The organism is Mesorhizobium sp. YC-39 (assembly GCF_025753795.1).
GTDB lineage: Bacteria > Pseudomonadota > Alphaproteobacteria > Rhizobiales > Rhizobiaceae > Mesorhizobium.
The window spans coordinates 273,272-291,968 of record NZ_JAOWPS010000004.1 but is presented as its reverse complement, the minus strand read 5'-3'; the positions used below and the strand labels follow the sequence as shown (position 1 = coordinate 291,968).

The window sequence follows — 18,697 nt, the reverse complement described above, 5'->3', positions numbered from 1 at the left end:
CATTGCGCCTCCATTACAACTTAATCGCGTAGGGCCGCTTGGCTTCTAGCTGAGAGAGGTCGACATTCTCGTCACGGTTGGAGGCTCGGCCTGCCGGAGCGGGCAAGCGGCAATCATCGGGCCAGGTCTTTCTGCGGCGAGGCGGCTACTTGCCCTCGAAGAAAGTATGGATCGCGGCTTCCAGCTTTTCGATAAGGTGACGGTTACGGCTGCTGCCAGCCCAGATCAGGGCGTTCAACCTCATCTCCTTGTTGAGAAAGTTCACTTTCCCGGAACTCAGCAGATATTCCGCGATCTCGTAATGCCGCCCCTTGATAGCCTCGATGAGCGCGTTGTTTCGTCCTGTCTTGTCCGTCAGGTTTACGTCGGCACCATTCTCCAGAAGTAACTTGACGACATCCAGATGCCCGTTCTTTGCTGCTTCAATCAGCGCCGTTCTGCCGTAGTAGTCAGCCCGTGCATCGAGCTCTATCTCAGGATGTTTGACGAGGGCCGAAACACAGTCGTGGTGGCCCCTGGCCGAAGCCAGGCTCAAAGGCGTGCTCTTCCATTTGTTCCTAGAATTCACATCGATTGCCGGGTGTTCGATCAACGCTTCGACCGCCGCGATGCGGGCATTGAGGGCTGCAAGATGAAGGGCCGACCAGCCGCCTTCGTCTATTTCGTTGATATCGGCGCCGGCCGCCAGTTCCGATCGGACGGCCTGCGCATCGCCTTTTTCCGCAGCGACCAGCAGGTCAGACCAACCACTTGCCTCTTCGGTTTCCACGCTATTGGTCAATGCAGCCGCCTCCAGGATATTCCCGCAGACTACCATACAATCCGCGACTGCAGGGAGAACCCCCAAAATCCATTGTGGCTTGAAGCGATGACAGCTCGAAGGGGGCCTCGAGATCGGGCGCCTCATGTCCGTTTCGTCACATTCTCCTGATATCGACTGGCTTTGGCGGTCGCCGGGACTAGATAAGACGTGCGCCGGGCGGAATTATGCAGAAGGATTTGAACATGCCTGAACAATCTACCCTGAACAGACCCGAACAGATTGCCTTGAACGACGGCTCCGTCATTCCCCAGATTGGCCTTGGCGTGTGGCAGGTCGATCCGGCCATCACGGCGCAAGTCGTGGGCTGGGGCATCGAGGCCGGCTACAGGTTGATCGACACCGCCGAGGGCTACCAGAACGAGGAAGGGGTCGGACGGGCAATCCGCGCGGCCAGCGTTCCGAGACGCGAGCTGTTCATCACCTCGAAGCTGCGCAATGGCGCGCATCAGCGTGACGCCGCCCTGCGGGCTTTCGACGAGACGATGAGCAAGCTCGGGATCGACCAGATCGACCTGTTCCTGATCCACTGGCCTGTGCCCAGTCAGGGCAAATATGTCGAGGCATGGAAGACGCTGATCGAACTCAGGCAGGCAGGCCGCATCAAGTCGATCGGCGTCTCGAATTTCAACCAGGACCATTTGGAGCGGATCATCGGCGAGACCGGCGTCACGCCCACGGTCAACCAGATCGAACTGCATCCCCGGTTTCAGCAGCGCGACATCAGGGACTTTCATGCCCGGCACGATATCCGCATCGAAAGCTGGAGCCCGCTGGGCAGCGGCCGGCTGCTGAGCGACCCGACCCTTGCAGGCATCGCCAGGAAGCACGGCAAGTCGGTGGCCCAGATCATCATCCGCTGGCACCTCCAGGAGGGGCTGATCGTCATTCCGAAGTCGATCCGTCAGGAGCGCATCGCCGACAACTTCGATGTCTTCGATTTCGAGCTGGGACCGAACGACCTCGAGGCCATCCGGGGCATGGATTCGCCCGACGGCCGCACCGGACCGAACCCCGCCACGGCCGCTTTCCTGTTCTGAAAGACCTGCTCGAAGAGCCGACAGCGAAGCTGCCGATCTCCCGCAAGTGAGGAGACTGGTGGCCTCGCCTGCAGCGCCAAGGCGAGAGCTGGAACAGGCTCCTATTGGGCCTGCCGGCCGGAAATCACCCTCAGCCAGGGCGCCAGATGAAAGGCGCTCATCAACAGGTACATCGCCGGCATTCCGGTTAGAGGCAGGCCGGTGAGCGGCGAAGCATTGGCGCCCATGCACAGCATCGCTGCATCGCCGCTGACAATGGTGAGCAGCGCCATCAGGGCGAAGGTCGGTGCCGCGGCAAGGCACAGCCAGTCGGCAATGCCGGGGGCCGCCGCGCCGGCCGCGTTTGCGTTTTCGCTGGGAAGCGCGCTGCCGGCCTCTGTATGAATCAAGCTCATCATCCGTCTCCTGCAATTGCGGCTGCGCAACTGGGCGCGAGCCAACGGGAGCGGGGCTCCGGCGCCGCTGGTGAACGGCGCCGGGCGCTCCCGCCAAATCCACCGCCCTAGTCGTCCTTGTCTCGGAACGCTGCCTCGCCGGCATCGGACACCTCGGCCCATTTCTTGTCGGGCGCGGCGTCGTAATTGTCGTGCCAGTTCCACCATTTGTAGGTCGGGGTCTGGGGATAGCCTTCGGGCGAGTCCTCCCACACCTCCTGGCGGCCGAGCGGCGTCGCGTCGAGATAGCTCCAGACCGTGCCCATCGCCTCGTCGCCGCGGCTGTTGATGAGATAGGTGCGGAAGATGCGGTCGCCGTCGCGGATGAACACATTGTGGCCGTGCCACTCATCGACACCGAAGTCGGCGTCAAAACTGTCGGTGATGGTGTACCAGGGCATATCCCAGCCCATCCGCTTCTTCAGCCGCGCAATGTCGGCCTGCGGCGCACGCGAGGCGTAGACGAGCGTGGTGTCGCGGGCGTTCAGATGGGCGAGATTGCCGACCTGATCGGCCCCCAGCGAACAGCCTCGGCAAGCGTGATCGGGCCAGCCATAGACCCCCGGCTCGAAGAAGGCGCGGTAGACGATCAGCTGACGGCGGCCCTCGAACAGGTCGAGCAGGCTCGCTTTCCCGTCAGGCCCCTCGAACGTATACGCCTTCTCCACCGCCATCCACGGCATGCGCCGCCGCTCGGCGGCAAGCGCGTCCTTGGCGCGGAGCGTGGCCTTTTCCTTCACCAGCAGCTCTTCGCGCGCGGCCTCCCACGCTTGCTGCGAAACAACAGGTGGTGTCTTCATTGCGATGGTCATTGGTCTTCTCCTTTGCCAGTCTGTCGTCGCGCCGTGGCGACGTGTTGTTGCTGGTGAGGTAGGGTAAGGCCGTGACGTGGAAAGGTGGGAGTTACAAGTGTGACGGGATTTGAATGGACTCCCTGATCACGGCCGCGGCACTGGCTTTGGCGGCGGGTGATCCGCTTGGCGCGCTCGACCGCGTCGCCTTGCGCGAGGACGCGCCGGCACTCGCCCTGCGCGGTATCGCCATGGCCCAGCTCGGCGACCTCGATCGCGCCAAGGTGCTGTTGCGGCGGGCCGTCCGCGCCTTCGGCCCGAAGGAAGCGGTGGCGCGCGCCAGATGCATCGTCGCCGAGGCCGAGATCGCGCTGGTCTCGCGTGACCTCGGCTGGCCGGCCAAGGCGCTCGACACGGCACGGGCAACGCTGGAAAAGCATGGCGACCGGCTGAACGCCGCGCATGCCGGACACCTCGAAGTGCGGCGCCTGCTGCTGATCGGCCGGCTCGACGAGGCCGAGCATGTGCTGGCCGGGCTCGATCCGGCGCCACTTCCGCCGGCCTCAAGAGCCGCGCACGAACTGGCTGTCGCCGGCATCGCAATGCGGCGCCTCAAGACGAGAAAAGCGCGCACTGCGCTGGAGTGGGCACGCCACGCCGCCCGCCAGGCCGGCATCCCGGGCCTTATGGCGGAGGTCGACAGCGCATTCCTGGCGCTGGACACGCCGGCGGCCCGGCTGATCGCACAGGGTGAGGAACGTCCGCTGCTGCTCGAAGAAGTCGAGGCATTGCAGGCGTCGCCGGCGCTGATCGTCGATAGCTTCCGTTATGTCGCGCGCAAGCAGGAAACCACGGTCTCGCTGGCAACGCGCCCGGTGCTGTTTGCGCTGGCGCGCGCATTGGCCGAGGCCTGGCCTGGGGATGTGTCGAGAGCGACGCTTATCGCGCGGGCCTTTGGCGGCAGGCACGCCGATGAATCGCATCGCGCGCGGCTGCGGGTCGAGATCGGCAGGCTGCGCGCGGAACTGCGGATGCTGGCCGATATTGGCGCGACAAGCCGAGGTTTTGCGATGACGCCGCGCCATGCCGGCGAAGTGGTGGTGCTGGCGCGGCCGATCGAAGAGCGGCACGCGGCGGTGCTTGCCTTCCTTGCCGACGGCGAATCCTGGGCGAGCTCGGCGCTGGCGCTGGCGCTTGGCGCGGGACAGCGCAGCGTGCAGCGGGCGCTTGAGCAACTCGCCGAGGCCGGCAAGGTTCAGTCGTTCGGGCACGGGCGGGCGCGCCGCTGGATGACGCCGCCAGTGGCCGGATTCACGACCACCTTGTTACTCCCGGCGCCGCTGCCGAATGGTTAAACAAGGCATCACCGATTATCTTGGCGAGGACAAAGACATGAAACATTCAGCGGCCGAAATCCTGCGCGAATACGGGCCCTTTCCGGGGGTGGAGAGAGTGCATGGAGTGAGCTTTGACGGAAACAATGTCTGGTTTGCCTCGGGCGACAAGCTGATCGCCTTCGATCCCGCGAGTGGCGAGACGCTGCGCTCGATCGATGTCGCAGCACACGCCGGCACCGCCTATGACGGACGGCACCTGTTCCAGCTCGCCAAGGACCGGATCCAGAAGATCGACCCGGACACCGGTCAGGTGCTGGCCACCATACCGGCGCCTGGCGGCGGCGGCGATTCCGGGCTGACCTGGGCCGAAGGCACGCTCTGGGTGGGGCAGAACCGCGACCGCAAGATCCACCAGATCGACCCCGAGACAGGGGCGATCCTTCGCACCATCGAATCCAACCGCTTCGTCACCGGGGTGACATGGGTTGACGGCGAGCTGTGGCATGGCACATGGGAGGGCGACCACAGCGATGTGCGGCGGGTCGACCCGCAGACCGGCGAGGTTCTTCAGCGGCTGGACATGCCGGCCGGCACTGGCGTGTCCGGGCTCGAATCCGATGGCGGCGACTGTTTCTTCTGCGGCAGCGGACCCGGCGGCATGGTGAGAGCGGTACGCCGGCCCAAATGAGCCGCGGCGGCTCGCGCCTATAGCGTGAGCTTGCCCGTTCGCCTCAAATCCCGGAGCCATCGAGCAGTGGCACGTCCTCGCCTTCCCAGGGTGAAGGCATCGACCCCCTGCTCAGATTGGCTGACGGCAGCGGCATCCAGCATTTCAGCTCCGGCTCGGCATATTCGACCACGCGTCCGGGCGAGGAGTCGGAGGCGCGCCAGCCCTCGGCGCCGAACTGGTCGGCGCGCGACCAGTAGGCCAGGTCGACTTCCGCCGGCCCCTGCTCGGACGGCCTGACCGTGACCAGGATCCGGCTGCCATCCCTTGGCGCGCTCGCCATGTGACGCCAACGATCGGGCTCGTCCATTGCATTCTCCTGCATCCTGCGCGTCCATCAAGGTGGAGTGTCGCTTTGCGCCCCGGAGCGGTCAACCCGAACTTTGCAAGGAAGCGCGGATATCGTCGCCGGCCTGCATGCCCAGCGCGACGAGGTCTCGCGGTCAGAGGGCAACCCTGGCCCTGACCGCCCAGGCCCTCGTTTTCATGGGAATGGACCCGTCCTCGCCGCGCGGCAGGCTGTCGCGGAGGCTCTCCATCAATCTCCGGCGCGCTTGCGGTGCAAGGCTCATGCAGTAGCCGGGTGCTGGTCCCGCGCCCAGGGTGAAGGGGTGCCAATAGTCCTCGAAATCCCTGAACACGGCCGGCACCTCGATCTTGGTGCAGTCGACGGAAACGAGGCCGGCCTTGCCTGCGAGATCGGTCAGCCCGTCGGGCGTGCAGAATGGAAAGCGCCGATCCTCGGTGAGGTCGGCGGCAGCGGGGTCAAGGGCCTTCGCTGCGGTCCAGAAGGCGCGCATGAATTCCACGCCACCGCCGGGATAATCCCATACATAGAAGCCAACCGTCGCTCCGCTGCGGGCGACCCGCCGCATTTCGGCGAGCGCCTTCTCCTTGCCCGGGATGAAGTTGAGGACCAGTGCCGACACGACCATGTCCTGGCTGCCCGATTCCACGGACAGGGCCTGCGCGTCGCCTGCGAGAAATGCGACACGTTCATCCGCCACGTTTTTACGCGCCTTGGCGAGAAAGCCCTCCGACGGATCCAGCGACACCAGGCTCCTGGGGTTGCAACGCGCCAGAATGGCTGCCGAAAGCGCCCCGGTCCCGCAACCCACCTCCAGCCAGTCCAGACCTTCCGCCGGATCGAGCCAATCGAGGAACAGGGGAGCGATCTGACGGCTCCACCGCCCCATATAGAGGTCGTAGCTGTCCCCCGCCTGCCAGGCGTCGTGACGCGCTGCCTCAACCATCGCCATCTCCTCCCCAGACAATCCCAAACATTGAATCCGGCAAGGATACGCCCGCCCGCCTCCCTGGACCAGAGGACCAGGAAGTGGGAGCCAAATGGCGTTCGATATCAGGGACTGCGACGAACTGAAACGTATGACTGATCGGCTGACTTCGCGCCGCCGCAGCGGGACGATCGCGGGCTATCGCAACCTTGCCGATCTGGGAAACTCGACCACGTCGGCGACCGGCCGCATATACTGAGCCGCGACAATTGCCTCGATCAGAAGATCCAAAGCAGTACGAACCTCGCTGCTCGTCTCGTCGTCGCCGCGCAGGTAGTGACAGGCTCGTTCAAGATGAAGGTGCGCGGCGGCAAAGTCGCTTTTCATGGCTTCTCCTTATTGCCCACCGTCTGGCAAGGATGGCCGAGTCGCTTTACCCGAAAGCAAATATCCACAGCCGGACTTGAATCAAATTGTCGGTTATCCCGATCTTCACCGGCTCGCGGCGACCATCATTGTAGCGGGCCATGTGTCGAGTTCCGCCTCAGGCAACAGACCCGCTCCGGAGAACTGGGGCGGGTTTTTGCTTGAATGGCCCGGACCCTGACATGGCTCGCCGGACGGAAGCCCGCCTTTGCGCCAGCATCCGCCACCCCAGGCAGCACTTGACAGCGCTATTTAATTTATAAAGATTAGAAAGTAATAGGGAGGAAAAATGGGTATCCATCATGGAGCGATCCTGCGCATCCTGAGGGATGACGGTCCGCAGTCGAGGGCGGAGCTGGCGCGTCGCACGGCGCTGTCGCCGACGGCGCTCACCCATCTGACGGCGCAGCTTCTCAAGGACGGCATCGTCACCGAGCTCGCCCAGATAGCTGCGGGCGGCGCGCCAATAGGACGGCCCGCGGTAGACCTGGCGCTGGTGCCGGATGCCCACCATGTGGTCGGCGTGCACATTGGCGCTGGCACCATCCACGCCGCGATCACCGACCTGAAGGCATCGGCGAAAAGGCTTTCATCCTTTCACTTCGATACGGCCACAATCGAGCCGGCGACCGTAATCTCCAAAGTCGCCAGGATGGTCGACGACCTCATCAGGAAGACAGGTGCGGACCGATCGAAGATCCTCGGCATGGGCCTGGGTGTTCCCGGGCCTGTCGATGTCAAGCGGCGCCGCAATCTCCTGTCGATCAACTACGATTGGAAGAACGTGGCGTTCGCCGATGAACTGGAAGCGGCATTGCGGATGCCGGTTGTCGTCGAGCACAATGTCAGCGCGATGGCGCTGGCGGAATCGCGCTACGGCATCGGCCGCGAAGCATCCGCCCTGCTCTACATCTACTTGCGCACTGGCCTTGGCGCCGGCCTCGTGGTCGACGGCAGGCCGTTTCGGCCAGGCGGGTACGGCGCGGTGGAACTCGGCCATATCCAGGTGGTCGAGCATGGCGCACGCTGCGCCTGCGGCAGCACCGGTTGCCTGGAGACCTTCCTGTCCGAACGCGCGCTGTCGCGCGCGGCCGGCATCGAGACCCCTCATCCGAAGCGGCTGCTGGCCGCCGTGGAAAAGCATCCGGAGGCGTGGAACGCGGCCGTTCGTCATCTGACGACGGCAATCGCCAGCGCCGCCAATCTGCTCAACCCGGATCTGATTGTCTTTGGCGGCCATCTCGCCGAAGCGCCAGAGAGCTTTATCGACAGTATCCGCGCAGGCGTGCCGCCGCGCGTCTTGCCGCCCATGCGCGACATGCTGCGCTTCGAGCGCTCGAGCATGGGGCCGGGCGCCGGCGCCATCGGCGGCGCCGCGGTCGCGCTCGACCATCTGTTCTATTCCGGAGCGCCGCGATGAGCGCCGTCTCGGTAAAGCCGCGCACCGCATCGTCGGGCAAGGCCGACCGGCGGACGATGGATTTCGCCAGCCTCGGGCTGAACGTTGCCGGCGTGGTGGCCGGCGTGGCGATCTGGTGGTCGCTCACCGGCAGCGGCGTCGTCGGCCTGCCGAGGCCGCCCGAAGTCCTGTCGCGCTTCATCGAATTGCTCGGCAACGGCCAGCTCCTGCGTGACACGGCGGCCAGCCTTGCGCGTGTGCTGACCGGCTTCCTGCTCGGTGTGCTGCTTGCCATCCCGGTTGGCTTCGCCATGGGCTGGTACAAAGTCGCACGCGCTTTGGTCGAGCCTTATCTGCAATTCTTCCGCATGATCCCACCGCTGGCCATCATTCCCCTCGCCATCGTCACCATGGGCATCGAGGAGACGCCGAAGATCTTCGTCATCTTCCTGGCCTCCTTCCTGGCCAGTGTCGTCGCCACCTATCAGGGTGTGATTAGCGTCGACCGCACCATGATCAACGCCGCGCGGGTGCTCGGCGCGAAGGACTTCACCATCTTCCGGCGCGTCGTCGTGCCGGCCTCGACGCCCTTCATCCTGGTGGGCGTGCGCATCGGGCTGGGATCGGCCTGGGCCACCGTGGTCGCCGCCGAACTGATCGCCGCCCAGTCCGGCCTCGGCTACCGCATGCAACAGGCGCAGCTCTACTACGACCTGCCGACGATCTTCGTCAGCCTGTTCGCAATAGGCATTCTCGGCCTCACCATGGACCGCATGCTGCAGGCGGTGGAGCGGCGCCTGACCATCTGGCAGGAGCGGATATGACGCCGAAGATCGTTTTCGACAATGTCACACGCCGCTTCGATCTCAAGGACGGCTCGTTCCTCGCGCTCGACCGTTTCTCGCTCGATGTCGCCGACGGCGAGTTCGTCACCGTGGTCGGCCCTTCGGGCTGCGGCAAGTCCACCGCGCTCAACATCGCCGCAGGCCTGCTCAAGGCAAGCGGCGGCGAGGTTACCGTCGACGGCAAGCCGGTCGAAGGCCCAGGCCCGGAACGCGGCATGATCTTCCAGCAATACGCGCTGTTTCCGTGGCTCAGCGTGCGCGACAATGTCGAGTTCGGCCTCCGCGTCAAGGGCGAGCCGCCGGCGCGGCGGCGCGAGATCGCCGAGCGCTTCATCGATCTGGTCGGCCTCGGCCAATTCGCCGACGCCCTTCCCAAGACCTTGTCGGGCGGCATGAAGCAGCGCTGCGCGATAGCCCGCGCCTATGCCGTCGACCCCGTCATCCTTTTGATGGACGAGCCGTTCGGCGCGCTCGATGCGTTGACCCGCGTCCAACTCCAGGACCAGTTGCTCGAAACTTGGAGCCGCGAGCGTCGCACGGTGATGTTCATCACCCACGATGTCGACGAAGCCGTCTATCTGGCGAACAGGGTCGTCGTCATGGCGGCCGGACCAGGGCGGCTGCAGGAGATCATCGAGGTCGACCTGCCCTATCCGCGCACCGAGGAAATCAGGCTGTCCCCCGAATTCACGGCCATCCGCAACCGCGTCTGGCATGCCGTCTACCACCAGCAGCCCGCGCAGTCGCACGGGTAACGACAAGGTTAGCAACAGGGAGAGAAGACATGACATTGAACAGACGTGACTTCGTCGTTTTGTCCGCCTCGGCCGCCGTCCTGACGGCAGGCGCCGTCCCGGCCGGCGCGGCTGGGGATCCGGCCCGCATCGGCTACAATGGCGATTTCTGGGGCGCCAGCGTGGCCAGCATCGCCAACGCCAAGGAGCTCTGGGCAAAGCACGGCGTCGAGGCCGATACCAAGGTCTTCACCAACGGTCCGATCCAGGTCCAGGCGCTTGGCGCCAACAGCCTCGAATTCGGCTATCTCGGACCGGGCGCGCTGTGGCTGCCTGCCACCGGCAAGGCCAAGATCATCGCCGTCAACGACGTCGGCTTTTCCGACCGGGTCATCGCCCAGGCGGGCATCGCTTCCATCGCTGACCTCAAGGGCAAGAAAGTTGCAGTTCCAGCCGGCACTTCGGGCGACATGCTGCTGCGCCTTGCGCTGCGCAAGGCCGGAATGACGGTGGACGACATCGAAGTGGTGCCGATGGATCCGAGCACCGTGGTCGCTGCCTTTTCATCCAAGCAGGTCGACGCTGCCGGCATCTGGTACCCGTTTGTCGGCATCATCCGCAAGACCGTGCCCGATCTCGTCGAAATCGCCAAGAATGACGATTTCTATCCGGCCACGACCTTCCCCAGCGTGTTCATTGCCCGCAACGACCTGGTCGAGAGCAATCCTGATCTGGTCAAGAAGGTGATCGGCGTCATCAAGGAGGCGCAGGACTATCGCGCCGCGCATCTTGACGAGGCGGTCGACATAACCGCCAAGCAGCTTGGCATCCCGGCCGAGCAGCTCAAGACCGAAGCCGGCTATGGCAAGCTGATGACGTCGACCGAGCTTACCAAGCTGACCAGTGACGGCACCGTCGCCGGCTGGTTCAGTACCATGAACGAGCTGTTCAAGACCTTCGGCAAGTTCGACACCGCACTCGATCCCAAGGATTACTACATGGCCGACCTCTATCTGGCGGCCTGAGCCCACCCGACCGCCCCGGTATTCGGCCGGGGTGGCACGTCTCCAAGTTCATTCCCCAAAAGAGTACCCAATGACCGCCTCCCCCATGAACGTCCTTTACATCGACATCGACAGCCTGAGGCGCGACCATCTCGGCTGCTACGGCTACCACCGCAACACCTCGCCAATCATCGACAGCCTGGCCAGGGACGGCATCCGCTTTGAAAATGTCTATGTGTCGGACGTTCCGTGCCATCCCTCGCGCACGGCGCTGTGGAGCGGCCGCCACGGCATGAGGACCGGCGTTGTCGGCCATGGCGGCACCGCCTGCGAGCCGTTTCGCGAAGGACCGGAGCGGGCCTGGGCCGGAACCTTTTACGAGGAAGGCTGGATGCGCGCGCTGCGCGACCTCGGTTACCACACCACCACCATCTCCAGCTTCGGCGAGCGGCACGGCTGCTGGCACTGGTATGCCGGCTTCAATGAGATCATCAATCCGGGCAAGGCCGGCATGGAGAACGCCGACGAGGTGTCGGCGCTGGCGCTGGACTGGCTGAAGCGCAACGGCTCCGCAAAGAAGTGGTTCCTGCACGTCAACGTCTGGGATCCGCACACGCCCTACCGCGCGCCTGACGCGTTCGGCGACCCCTTCGCCGGCGACCCGATGCCAGACTGGATGACTGAGGCGGTATTCGAGAAATCCCACGCCGGCTACGGCCCGCACAGCCCGCAGGAGCCGTCCGGATTCGATGTCGCCGCCAGCGGATCGAAATGGCGCCGCATGCCGGCGCCGATTGCCGACATGGCCGACGTCAAGGCCTGGTTCGACGGCTATGACACCGGCATCCTCTATGCCGACCATCACCTTGGCCTGATCGTCGAGGAATTGAAGCGGCAGGACCTGTTCGACAAGACGATCATCGTCATCGGCGCCGACCACGGCGAGAACCTCGGCGAACTCAACATCTGGGGCGACCACCAGACCGCCGACGAATTCACCTGCAACGTACCGCTCGTCATCCGCTGGCCCGGCGCCGAGAATCTTCGCGGCGTCAACAATGGCCTGCACTATCATTTCGACTGGGCGGCGACGCTGATCGACCGTCTCGGCGGCACGGTGCCAGCGCTGTGGGACGGTCGCTCCTTCGCCGCGGCGCTTGCCGACGGCCAGGATGGCGGACGCGAATTCCTGGTGCTCAGTCAGGGGGCCTGGGCCGTGCAGCGCGGCGTGCGCTTTCGCCTGGATGGCGCCGACTGGCTGATGCTGCGCACCTATCACGACGGCTACAAGGATTTCGGCCCGGTCACCCTCTTCAACCTGAGCGAGGATCCGCACGAGCAGAACGACCTGTCCGCATCGCGTCCCGATATTGTCGCCCATGCGAACCATTTTCTGGAGGACTGGCGCACGGAGATGGCCATCAAGAGCGATACCGATGTCGATCCGCTGGTGACGGTCATGCGCGAAGGTGGACCGTTCCATTGCCGCGGTGAGCTTCCTGGATACCTGAAGCGGTTGCGGGCAACCGGTCGCGAAGCGGCGGCGGCAGCGCTTGAGCAGCGTCACCCCGCGCCTTTGCCGCGCCGCAAATCCTCGAACTGATGCATGTCGCGCAAAAAGTGCGCAGTGGTTCTGCGACAACGACATGCATAAAAAAACAAGAGCCTAAAGCGCGGCGCGTGAATTCGTTCAACGCCACGCGCTTCAGGGGAATTCGTCCGTCTTCGCATGGGGCATGGCGTTGCGGGCGATGGCGATGATGCGCGATCCGAAAATGCTCGCGCGCCAGCACCGCATGGGGCGGCATAAGCCGTCATGGCTGGCGAGGTCCTTATCGGTCGACCGGCTCGTGCTGGTAAAGCTCGTCCATGCTCAGCGTCGCCAGCGCGGCGAAAGGTGCCTGCTTCTTCACTCGGCCGCCGCCGAGGATCACCACGTCGTCGCAGAACGAGATGGTGCTGTGATGATGACTGATGACGATGGTCGTGCGGCGGCCGGCCCTCGACTTCAGCGTCTCGACGATTGCCGCTTCCGACAGTCCGTCCACCGCATTGGTGGCTTCGTCCAGGATGAGGATAGCGGGATCGCGCACCAGTGCTCTCGCCAGCGCGATCCGCTGCCGCTGGCCCGCTGACAGATTGACGCCCCTGTAGCCAACCACCGTCTCGTAGCCTTGCGGCAGATGTTCTATGAATTCATGCGCTTCGGCCAGTCTTGCGGCACGCTCGGCGTCGGCGGCCGAGGCCGTCTCCTGCCCATAGACTATGTTTTCAAAAATGCTGCCATCCACCAGCTCCAGCTCCTGACTGGCAAGCGCGATGTGTCTTCGCCACTGGCTGGGATCGATCTGGTTCAACGGCGACCCATCCACGAGAATTTTGCCGGCGTCTGGCTCCACAAATCGGCACAGGAGATTGACGATCGTCGTCTTGCCGGCACCCGAGCGACCGATCAGCGCCGTCGAGCGGCCGCTGCGAATGTTGAACGTCGCCGCGTGCAGCACCGCCGTGCGCTGGTCCGCGCCAGAATGGGTGCCGGAATAGGTGAACGTCACATCGTCGAAGCTGATCCCCTGACGCAGGCCGTGGAACGGTTCGCTCCCTTGCGGAGGCACGGGCTTGTCGGACGGATCCAGCATCCACTGAACCTCTTCAAGCGATCCACTCAAGCCCTGCAACTGGCTCCAGGACATCTGCAAAGCCCGCATATGCGGCTGCAGCCTGTAGAGCAGGATGACAAACGCAACGATCAGCGGGAAGCTCACACCAACGAACCAGGCGCCGATCACCACCGCCAGAAACAGCATCGCGTGCAGCACCTCGGTCATCGGCGGCAACGCGCCCTGGCGGGTGAGCAGGACGAAGGCAGCGCGGCGGACCGCGTCCGATGCCTGGTCGAACACCGCTTTCTCGCGCGCCTCCTGTCCGAAAATGCGGATCAGACGCCCGGCATGCACGAGATGGAGCATTTGCGAGGCGAGATCGCTGTTGCGGGAGGCGACGCTGCGGCTGGGCGCTTTCAGATTGGCCGACAGCATGGCGTGCGCAATCTGGACCAGCGCCAGTCCCAGCGTGACCAGCAGTGTCATCTGCCACGAAAGCAGCAGCAGAAAAACAAGCAGGATGATTGCCGCCGATGCGCTGACGATCGCCGCCAGCATGATCTGGATCGCATCCGATGCCCGCCAGGATTCGTTGGAGATGATGTTGAGCAGCCGGCCAGGACTCTGCTGCAGGAAGAAGGGGTAACCGACCCGCAGCAGCCGTTCCGAAAGCGCGCTGCGGATCGCATGACTGGCCTTGCCGTAGATGAAGGTCGTCAGCAGCGTGTTGGCGAAGGCGAAGACGTTCTTCAGCACGATCGAGCCGAGGATGGCGACCGAAATGACGATCAGCCGGTCGCGCTCGCTCAGATCGGATCCGACGTGCTGGAAGACGGCGGAGAAGCCGGCCATTCCGGCTTGATCCCCCTGCCCCATGATGATGCCCAGCAAGGGGATGATCAGGCCTATGCCGAACCCCTCGAGAGCCGCGCTGACAAGACCAAGCACGACCACGGCGGGAAGCAGGCGCAACTGCTTGCTTCCAAGCGCGCGGCGCAGCATCGGCAGGCTTGGCGGCATCAATCGCATTATGGCGTATTCACCCTCGCCTCGGCATTTGCTTGTTGATCCTGCCGCACTTGCGGCGCCTCCGGCCATCGCGCCGCCAAAAGCACCGCGAATTTGGCCGCGCCGAGCATGTTCATGAAGACGATCGGCCAGTGCGACAGCTTGAGTTCGTGGTCGAACCAGGGACCATTGGCCAACTCCCGGAAAGCCGCCCGCGCGGCCCAGTAGAAATGGCGAAGCAGCCAGGGCGCCGCGCGGACATGTTTCAGGCAAAGCCCGCCATTGCCCAGGCTGTAGTCCCGGTGGAGCTTTTCGATGGCTTTGCGATCGCGCCGGCCGTGATGATGGAAAATTGTCATGTCGGGCACATATTCGACCGGGATACCGAGCAGGACCGCTCGTACAAGGTAGTCCGTATCCTCAGCGGAGCGCAGCGGGCCGCCCGCGCCGAACCGTTCGTCGAAATACCCGATACGAGCCGCAACATCGCGATGCATGGTCATGTTGCAGCCCAGGACAAAGCCGCCGGGATGGACATCGGGGGTCAGTCGCTCGCGGACCAGCGACCGCTTGATCGTGAACGGCAGATCCCTGGCATCGCCGATCTCGACGCGACCGCCGCGTATGACCCGCTCCCCGGTCGCATAGTGTCGCTGCAGATCGCGCAGATAGTCCCTATGCACCGCGCAATCGTCATCGACGAACACCAGCACACGGCCGCGCGCTCGCTTCAGTCCGGCGTTACGGGCAGCCGCCAATCCGCGTCGCGGCTCGCAAACAGCCGTGAATGGGATGTCCGACATGTCGGCGATGCTGGCCAGTCGTTCCGCCGTGCGGTCGGTCGAGCCGTTGTCGACAACCACCAGTTCTGCCACGAAGGCAGGATGGGCGCGGCACGCAGCTTGGATCGACTTGATACAAGGCTCGAGTACGGCGACGCGGTCGCGTGTACAGACGATGAAGCTGACCTCTGGGGCCGGTCCGTGCGACCGGGGATCGGCCGAAATGGGCGCAAGCATCGTCGAGCGATTGTGCGGCAGAAGTTGCGGGGATTTGATAGTCATTCTAGGTCAACCCAAGGGAAGGCAGAACCGCGGCGGCCGGCACCGACTGCAAATATCGTGACAAGGCGTCCACCTGCCTGGTGGCCGACATCGAGACGAGACTGAACCACGGCGCGTAGGCGCCGGCACGCAATCCGTAGCGCTCGCGGCGCCGAATGAGGTCCCATTTTGCGGTCCGCGTCAGGAATTCGTGCGTCAACAGCGGTTGCATCTCGTCGCCTATGAGTTGGTAAAGGAAATAGAACAGGTTCAATGTGCCGGCCTCGAAGCTTGGCCGCGTTTGCGCCGGCAGTCGGGAAATCCTCTCTTCCAGCGCCAGAAGCCATTCGGCGGCCCGGCGCACCGTGTCCATAGTGACGGCCTGGCCGATGTCGCGGAGGGCTTGCGTGCTTTGCGCCAGACCTTCCCGTTCGAGATTCTCCGCCACGATCTTCAAATGCGTCCTGCGCATTTCCTGCTTGTGCCGGTTGGTCACACTGTCGCGGTGGATGCGATAGGCGATCAGGTTTTCGGGGATCATCGCCGCCGGGTACTGGTCGGCAAGCCGCCTGAAGAGATCGAAATCTTCGGCATGCCTGTAGTTTTCGTCATAATATAGAATGCTTTCATCTATAATATTCCTATTATAGACCACAGTAGGATGCATGAATATCGTAAAGAACATTGATAATATACGCAGCAGATTATCCTTGAATACCGGGTCGGGCAGGCCCCTGATGATGCGGCTGCCAAGCAGGAAATCGACGCCCGCGCCACACAAAGCGAGGTCGCGCTGCTGCATGAAGACGTCCACCTGGCGCAACAGGCGCCAGGGATAGGCGACATCGTCGGCGTCCATCCGCGCAACCAATTCGCCCCGCGCCACAGCCAACCCTTCATTCAGGGTTGCGATGAGGCCGCGGTTTTCTCGTGAGATGATGGAGATGCGATTGTCAGATTTGCGGTAATTCTGCAGGATCTGCAGCGAATTGTCCGTCGAGCCGTCATCGATCGCGATGATCTCCAGGCGATCGTAGTCCTGCCGCAGGATACTGCTGAGCGAGGCCGCCAGATAGGGTCCGGCATTGTAGATCGGCAGCAGAACGGACACCAGGGGAGCAACCATGGTCAGCTCCGATCCGTGCGTTGGAGATCGCGTGCCAGGGACGGTTTGCGGCCGTCAAGCGATCCATGGGGATACGCTCCTGCAGTCCTCCCGAGCCAGCCGCCGTCGATGGTGCCGACGCCGGCCCGAATGGCGGCGCCGGTGCCCGGAGCGACATAGGGAAAATGGCGCTTGAGACTGTTGAGCGGCCTTTCAAAAAGCAGCCACGAGACTGAAGCGACAATGAGGGTCGCCGTTCCTGCCACCAAAAACCGCCCCGGCCCTTGCTCCGAGACGTTGACGGGAATCCAGGGCTGGGACTTGACGGCAAGCGACAAGACGATGGGATGGTAGAGATAAATGCCATAGCTGACGCGGCCAAGGGCCAGCAGCGGCGGTAGATCGAGAAGCCTCCCGCGGTAACCGCCGAGACTCGGCGAACAGCTGGCGACGACCACCACAAGCGGCGCGAGCGGGAGGACCTCCAACAGCAGCCAGCGGCCCCATTCCTGCACGGAATCTGCCGGCGTCGGGACAAACCACTGCAAAACAAAAAACGCGGCCGCAAACGCCGGCCAGCCAAGTCGCAGCCACTGCGGCAATTGAGCGGTTCCGGTTCGGTGGACGGCAAGCAACGCCCCCACCGCCAGCGCGTCCATCGATGCTGGCGGCAGCAGGTCGCGCGCGAGGCTGGGAGCGCCGGTGATCGGCCAATAGAAGCGATAGGACAGCGACAACAGGATGACGCCGATGCAGATCGCCCCGAGGCGACGGCGTGGCGCCAGCAGGACAATCAACGGCCAGACGATATAGAACTGCTCCTCGATGCTCAGGCTCCAAAGGTGGGCAAGCACCCAGGGCGTCCATTCATTGCGCAGTGCGAACCAGAAATTCGACAGATAAAGCGCGTGCCAGGCCAGCGATCCTCTGGACTGCTCCAGATCAACCAGCCAGACGAAACCCAGCACGGCGAAATAGGGAGGGAATATCCGCAGCGCCCGCCTGACATAGAAGGACTTCAGGGCGGGCACGGCTTCGAATTCAGCGGCCGCGCGAGCCTCCAGAAGAAGGCGCGTGATCAAAAATCCGCTCAGCACGAAGAACAGTCGCACGCCGATGTGGCCCCAGAAGGAAGACCCTCCCGCCGCGAAGAAATGGGAATACATGACCATCGTCACGGCGATGGCCCGCAGCGCGTCCAGTTGCGTGTCGCGTCTCATCAGCCGCGCCCGCCGGTGGGATATCTCCGATGAAATCGCCAATTGGAGGCTTGCGCGGAGCGATCAAACAGCTCTCCGCCGCCCCCTTCCAGGGTGCCCGCCAAATGGCGGGCCAAATTGCAGACTGCGTCAACACAACGCTTCACCACACCTCCAGGCGACCAGACCTCCAGGCGAGAGGAAAGCCCTCTTCCTGTATGTCATGCCCCCAAGGCGAGAATAGGAGAACAATGGTGCACCGCAACACAAAATGTTAACGCTGTTGAAACAGTCGCGTGAGGTGCAGTCTGCGAAAGGCGCAAAAACGGCCAAATTTGCGCGGTTTTTGACAGTTTGCGTCCAGGCTCGCTTGTCCGCCATTGACCGAACTTGCTGCGGTGCAGCACGCCAGTCGACGGTCAGGATGGAAGCCTGGGGATCGGAGTACAGGTCTGGTAGTATTGTTGGCGGCCGCCAGCGGCCAGGAAGGAACGCTTCTCCGACCGCGGTGGCCCGGTGCCGATCCTACAACGTGGAAGAGGATTTCAGGACGGTGCACAGCTTGCCAAGAGGGAGGAGACACCGATGGCAGCGTATCTTATCGCCGATGTCGATATCACCGACGCGGCCGTATTCGAACAATACAGGCGCGAGGTCCCGGCCACCGAGGAGCGCCATGGCGGCCGCTATCTCGCGCGTGGCGGCACAACCAGGGTGTTTGAAGGCGACTGGGAGCCGCACCGCCTCGTCATTCTCGAATTTCCCGACATGGCGTCGCTCGCCGCCTGGTACGACTCGCCGGAATATGAGCGCCTCAAGGCAATCCGCTTTCGCAGCGCCAAGACGCGTATCCTGGCTGTCGAAGGGATTGCTCCGCCGCCGATGTAGGCCCTGTCGTTCGTGGCGATGAACGCCGCGCGGCCGCTTGCCATCCAAGCGGCCGCATT

Annotated in this window: 19 protein-coding genes; 9 read left to right on the top strand and 10 right to left on the bottom strand. The window is 63.7% G+C overall.

Annotation, left to right across the window (positions count from 1 at the left end):
- Positions 1-145: 145 nt before the first annotated feature.
- Positions 146-781: an ankyrin repeat domain-containing protein gene (locus OHD62_RS22750; protein ID WP_263787352.1), complete on the bottom strand. Its 636-nt coding sequence runs from the start codon at positions 779-781 to the stop codon at positions 146-148.
- A 224-nt stretch (positions 782-1,005) separates the two neighbouring features.
- Between OHD62_RS22750 and OHD62_RS22745 the strand changes: the two genes are divergently transcribed.
- Positions 1,006-1,860 (top strand): aldo/keto reductase, encoded by an 855-nt coding sequence (locus OHD62_RS22745; protein ID WP_263787350.1) that lies wholly within the window; start codon positions 1,006-1,008, stop codon positions 1,858-1,860.
- A gap of 101 nt (positions 1,861-1,961) precedes the next feature.
- On the opposite strand, the gene OHD62_RS22740 is transcribed toward OHD62_RS22745, so the two are convergent.
- Both OHD62_RS22740 and OHD62_RS22735 read right to left on the bottom strand, forming a co-directional pair.
- Positions 1,962-2,255 (bottom strand): hypothetical protein, encoded by a 294-nt coding sequence (locus tag OHD62_RS22740; protein WP_263787348.1) that lies wholly within the window; start codon positions 2,253-2,255, stop codon positions 1,962-1,964.
- A 107-nt stretch (positions 2,256-2,362) separates the two neighbouring features.
- The gene (locus tag OHD62_RS22735; protein ID WP_263787346.1) at positions 2,363-3,106 is read right to left on the bottom strand and encodes a DUF899 domain-containing protein; all 744 of its coding nucleotides are present in this window, start codon (positions 3,104-3,106) and stop codon (positions 2,363-2,365) included.
- 113 nt (positions 3,107-3,219) lie between these two features.
- Here OHD62_RS22735 and OHD62_RS22730 point away from each other — a divergent pair, with 113 nt between their 5' ends.
- Both OHD62_RS22730 and OHD62_RS22725 read left to right on the top strand, forming a co-directional pair.
- Positions 3,220-4,440: a helix-turn-helix domain-containing protein gene (locus tag OHD62_RS22730; RefSeq protein WP_263787344.1), complete on the top strand. Its 1,221-nt coding sequence runs from the start codon at positions 3,220-3,222 to the stop codon at positions 4,438-4,440.
- Between the two features lie 37 nt (positions 4,441-4,477).
- On the top strand, positions 4,478-5,110 hold the full coding sequence (locus tag OHD62_RS22725; protein ID WP_263787342.1) for a glutamine cyclotransferase: 633 nt from the start codon (positions 4,478-4,480) through the stop codon (positions 5,108-5,110).
- 43 nt (positions 5,111-5,153) lie between these two features.
- Here the strand turns inward: OHD62_RS22725 and OHD62_RS22720 are convergent, their stop codons facing one another.
- The 3 genes from OHD62_RS22720 to OHD62_RS22710 all read right to left on the bottom strand — a co-directional run bounded on the left by OHD62_RS22720 (position 5,154) and on the right by OHD62_RS22710 (position 6,771).
- Positions 5,154-5,459 (bottom strand): hypothetical protein, encoded by a 306-nt coding sequence (locus tag OHD62_RS22720; protein ID WP_107650992.1) that lies wholly within the window; start codon positions 5,457-5,459, stop codon positions 5,154-5,156.
- Positions 5,460-5,592: 133 nt separating this feature from the next.
- Positions 5,593-6,402 carry a class I SAM-dependent methyltransferase gene (locus OHD62_RS22715; RefSeq protein WP_263787337.1) on the bottom strand — a complete coding sequence of 270 codons (810 nt, stop codon included), beginning with the start codon at positions 6,400-6,402 and terminating at the stop codon, positions 5,593-5,595.
- A gap of 180 nt (positions 6,403-6,582) precedes the next feature.
- A complete protein-coding gene (locus OHD62_RS22710; protein ID WP_263787336.1) occupies positions 6,583-6,771 on the bottom strand; it encodes a hypothetical protein in 189 nt (62 codons plus the stop codon).
- A gap of 328 nt (positions 6,772-7,099) precedes the next feature.
- On the opposite strand from OHD62_RS22710, the gene OHD62_RS22705 reads away from it, so the two are divergent.
- From OHD62_RS22705 to OHD62_RS22685, 5 genes are all read left to right on the top strand, one after another.
- Positions 7,100-8,230: an ROK family transcriptional regulator gene (locus tag OHD62_RS22705; protein ID WP_263787333.1), complete on the top strand. Its 1,131-nt coding sequence runs from the start codon at positions 7,100-7,102 to the stop codon at positions 8,228-8,230.
- 56 nt (positions 8,231-8,286) lie between these two features.
- On the top strand, positions 8,287-9,033 hold the full coding sequence (locus OHD62_RS22700; RefSeq protein WP_263788521.1) for an ABC transporter permease: 747 nt from the start codon (positions 8,287-8,289) through the stop codon (positions 9,031-9,033).
- Positions 9,030-9,809: an ABC transporter ATP-binding protein gene (locus OHD62_RS22695; RefSeq protein WP_263787331.1), complete on the top strand. Its 780-nt coding sequence runs from the start codon at positions 9,030-9,032 to the stop codon at positions 9,807-9,809. Before OHD62_RS22700 ends, OHD62_RS22695 begins: the two co-directional genes overlap by 4 nt.
- Positions 9,810-9,844: 35 nt before the next feature.
- Positions 9,845-10,813 (top strand): aliphatic sulfonate ABC transporter substrate-binding protein, encoded by a 969-nt coding sequence (locus tag OHD62_RS22690; protein WP_412177419.1) that lies wholly within the window; start codon positions 9,845-9,847, stop codon positions 10,811-10,813.
- 85 nt (positions 10,814-10,898) lie between these two features.
- Positions 10,899-12,395 carry a sulfatase gene (locus OHD62_RS22685; protein WP_263788518.1) on the top strand — a complete coding sequence of 499 codons (1,497 nt, stop codon included), beginning with the start codon at positions 10,899-10,901 and terminating at the stop codon, positions 12,393-12,395.
- A gap of 229 nt (positions 12,396-12,624) precedes the next feature.
- Here OHD62_RS22685 and OHD62_RS22680 read toward each other — a convergent pair whose 3' ends face one another.
- The 4 genes from OHD62_RS22680 to OHD62_RS22665 are packed head-to-tail and all read right to left on the bottom strand — an operon-like array spanning position 12,625 to position 17,771.
- Complete coding sequence (locus OHD62_RS22680) at positions 12,625-14,424, bottom strand: ABC transporter ATP-binding protein (RefSeq protein ID WP_412177412.1); 1,800 nt, start codon at positions 14,422-14,424, stop codon at positions 12,625-12,627.
- Entirely contained in the window at positions 14,424-15,467 is a 1,044-nt protein-coding gene (locus OHD62_RS22675; RefSeq protein ID WP_263787326.1) for a glycosyltransferase family 2 protein, read from the bottom strand. The genes OHD62_RS22680 and OHD62_RS22675 overlap by 1 nt, the downstream gene beginning before the upstream one ends.
- Before the next feature lies 1 nt (position 15,468).
- On the bottom strand, positions 15,469-16,572 hold the full coding sequence (locus tag OHD62_RS22670) for a glycosyltransferase family 2 protein (protein ID WP_263787324.1): 1,104 nt from the start codon (positions 16,570-16,572) through the stop codon (positions 15,469-15,471).
- Positions 16,573-16,574: 2 nt separating this feature from the next.
- Entirely contained in the window at positions 16,575-17,771 is a 1,197-nt protein-coding gene (locus OHD62_RS22665; protein WP_263787322.1) for an acyltransferase family protein, read from the bottom strand.
- Between the two features lie 564 nt (positions 17,772-18,335).
- Between OHD62_RS22665 and OHD62_RS22660 the strand changes: the two genes are divergently transcribed.
- Positions 18,336-18,638, top strand: coding sequence for a DUF1330 domain-containing protein (locus OHD62_RS22660; protein WP_263787321.1), 303 nt, complete (start codon positions 18,336-18,338; stop codon positions 18,636-18,638).
- Positions 18,639-18,697 lie beyond the last annotated feature (59 nt).